The sequence below is a fragment of the Bacillus litorisediminis genome (genome assembly GCF_022808645.1).
In the GTDB taxonomy this organism is placed as follows: domain Bacteria; phylum Bacillota; class Bacilli; order Bacillales; family JC228; genus Bacillus_BF; species Bacillus_BF litorisediminis.
Map to the genome: position 1 here is coordinate 1 of NZ_JAKZKT010000097.1, position 2,956 is coordinate 2,956.

A 2,956-nucleotide genomic window follows, 5' to 3' on the forward strand; every position below is an offset into this window, starting at 1 on the left:
AAGAGCTAAGCTACATTTTGTGAATGATAACTAGGAGGAGCCGTGTGCGTGAGTAGCGCAAGCACGGTTCTGTGAGGGGGGAGAATACAATCTACCGAGAGGTAGAGAGGTTCTCTTCTACTCGACTAGTGCAATAGTAGGAACAATTTGAACCGTTTTTTTAATGTTTTAATAAGTATAGATAAAAATTTGCTTGGATGGATTTGGGATGGAGTTAAAATTATACAGAGATGTTTTTAAAGATATTACATCATATACGGAGAAAGTAAAACAAGAAAAGTACGCATCATGCGCTGCATTGGTAATAATGAAAGATAACAATATTGTACACGAATGGTATTCAGGTTCTCATCATTTTGAAAAAGGAGCAAAAAAAATAGATTTTTCTTCACGGTTTAACGTATATTCGACCAGAGTAACTTATGTTGGTCTTGCTATAGCAATTGCTGTACATGAAGGTTATTTAGACCGGAAGATAAAATAAGTGACTATTTGAACGAATATGAAAAAGAATATCTTGGGGAAACAACTATTAGGCATTTATTGACACGTTGTACGGGTTTGAAATTTAAAAATGAAAAAGTGTACCGTGTATTTGATTTAGGAACTAATATTGAGGGAAAAAGACCAGATTTATTAGCAGAAATCTTAAACAAAGCTACGGGTAAGACGGTTAATGAAATTCTTTCAGAAAGAGTGTTTAAGCCATTAAATTGGACTAATACGGGGTGGATTACTGAAGGTAAAAATAATTTAGTCTGTGATATACATTCACCTGATAGCTACCCGACATTAAGAATTGGTTCAAATATAGGAGATGGAAGAAATTTATATGTAAGTGCAAGGGAATTAGCTTTTTGGGGGAATTAGCATTTAAATAAAGGGGTATGTGAAGGCAAACAAATACTTCCTAAAGAAATTTTTGACCTTGCTACATCGGTTCAAAGTCCAAATACTATACCTAGTCTATTTCCAAAGTTCGGTTTTCTATGGTGGATTAAAGAAGGGGAAGTATGTTGCGATTATAACGAATTAGGTTCAGACTTACCCGAAGGTTCATACCAGATACTTGGAGCATCTGGATGTTCCTGTACAGTTATACCTAAATTCAATGCAGTTGCTGTTAGAATGTACAATTGCTTATATACATATAAGAATGAAGGTTTTGACTATATAAAAGATATACAAATTTTCGGGAATTTAGTAGTTTCAAGTTTAAAAAAGCTTTAATCCTAAAATATTCTACTAATTAAATTAATCAAATATCAGGTAGTGTTACTTCAAGATCCGGCTTTGCTGTTCTTATTGAACTAAAGGAGCAGAATAGTTTAATACGCAGACCGAAAAGTTAATGAAAATAGGGAGGAGTGGAAATATGAAGATTGCCGCACTTTATGATATTCACGGGAATTTACCAGCATTAAACGCAGTGTTGAAGGAACTTGAAGATATTAAACCAGATTTAATTGTTATTGGAGGGGATATAGTTTCTGGACCTATGCCTACGCAAACTTTGGAACGGATTTTATCCTTGACCGCTCCGGTACGCTTTATTCGAGGAAATGGAGATAGGGAAGTAGTGATGGCCTTTGACGGAAAATCACTCCCATCTACTATGTCTGAAAAGGGTCGTGAGAAGACACAATGGGTCGCTGAACAGTTAAATCGGTCTCAGAGGGATTTCCTATCTGACATACCAGAAACAATAACAATTCATGTTGATAGATTAGGTGATATTCTTTTTTGTCACGCTACACCACGTAGTGATGAAGAAATCTTTACACCCCTTACGTCTCAAGATCGGCTCACCACTATTTTTGCAGACATTAAGCAAAAGATTGTTGTGTGTGGACATACCCATATACAATTTGAGAGACAAGTAGGTAGTGTCAGTATCGTTAATGCTGGTAGCGTAGGGATGCCATTTGCTGAAGAACCAGGAGCGTACTGGTTACTACTTAGCCCAATGGGTTATGAATATCGACGGACGATCTATGATTTTCAGGCAGCTGCAGATGAGGTTAGAGCGAGTGAAGACCCACAAGGGGATGAGTTTGCTGAAGGGAACATACTTAGGGTTCCAACAGCGACGGAAGCAGCGAAATTATTAGAGCGTATGGCCATGAAGAACTGAGTAGTTATCGCGTTAACGGGTAGCGTTAGATTAACAACAGAGGTAGCTGCGTCACCTCTTTTTCTCATTCAACAAACGGAGCAGTTTAGTTGAAGAAGAAAATTTAAAATTAAACAGGGATTCAATGTAGTTAAATTTGTTAATTGGAGGGAATACACTTTGCAAAATGCATTTCATCATTTGGCAAGAGGAATCTTTATTTGTGATAATAAAGTGTTGGTTGCACAAGCAAAAGGGCATGCAAACACTTTTTTACCAGGCGGTCATATATAATTTGGTGAAAGTGCTAAAGATGCTTTGAAACGAGAGATTGAAGAAGAATTAGGCATAAACTGTATAGTAGGAAGGTTTCTTGGGTTAATTGAACACAAATGGGAGAAAAATGGAGTCTTACATTGTGAGATAAATCAAGTTTTTGAAGTAAAAAGCAGTGAGTTAAATAGTAATTCTAATCCAATAGCTATCGAATCACATCTTGAGTTCTTTTGGTCCAATGCAAGTGATTTGGATCATATAAATTTACAACCTTATCCGTTCAGGAATCTAATTAAAAATTATTTGAACGGAAAAGACGATGTTTGGTGGGAGAGTTCGTTAAACGCAGATATTGATGATTCAAACAGAAGCTAATATATTCTTGTTAAGCTAACGGGTGCGATGCTTCAATAACGAAGGATCGCTTTTTCACTAACGGGGCAGGTGTGCGGCCGAGCCTAGGTCGTATCATATAACGGGTGGGATTCCCGTCGAGTAAGAACTAGCCATTCACTCGTAGCGAGTCTTGGAGGGCTAAAGGTAACTTTAGTCTTTAAGCGTAGACAG

Annotated in this window: 3 protein-coding genes and 1 pseudogene; all 4 read left to right on the forward strand. The window is 37.0% G+C overall.

Annotation, left to right across the window (positions count from 1 at the left end; translation table 11 throughout):
- The first annotated feature begins 208 nt into the window (after window positions 1-208).
- Window positions 209-484, forward strand: a complete 276-nt coding sequence (locus MLE14_RS22000; protein ID WP_243300507.1) for a hypothetical protein — start codon at window positions 209-211, stop codon at window positions 482-484.
- 8 nt (window positions 485-492) lie between these two features.
- The gene (locus tag MLE14_RS22005; protein WP_243300508.1) at window positions 493-870 is read left to right on the forward strand and encodes a serine hydrolase; all 378 of its coding nucleotides are present in this window, start codon (window positions 493-495) and stop codon (window positions 868-870) included.
- 505 nt (window positions 871-1,375) lie between these two features.
- A complete protein-coding gene (locus MLE14_RS22010) occupies window positions 1,376-2,134 on the forward strand; it encodes a metallophosphoesterase family protein (RefSeq protein ID WP_243300509.1) in 759 nt (252 codons plus the stop codon).
- Window positions 2,135-2,422: 288 nt separating this feature from the next.
- A pseudogene (locus MLE14_RS22015) lies at window positions 2,423-2,764 on the forward strand (NUDIX domain-containing protein); the annotation flags it as partial.
- Window positions 2,765-2,956 lie beyond the last annotated feature (192 nt).

Excerpts from the sequence above, each read along its gene's own strand:
- MLE14_RS22010 (WP_243300509.1), top strand. The coding sequence starts at position 1,376 with ATGAAGATTGCCGCACTTTATGATATTCACGGGAATTTACCAGCATTA.
- MLE14_RS22000 (WP_243300507.1), top strand. The coding sequence starts at position 209 with ATGGAGTTAAAATTATACAGAGATGTTTTTAAAGATATTACATCATAT.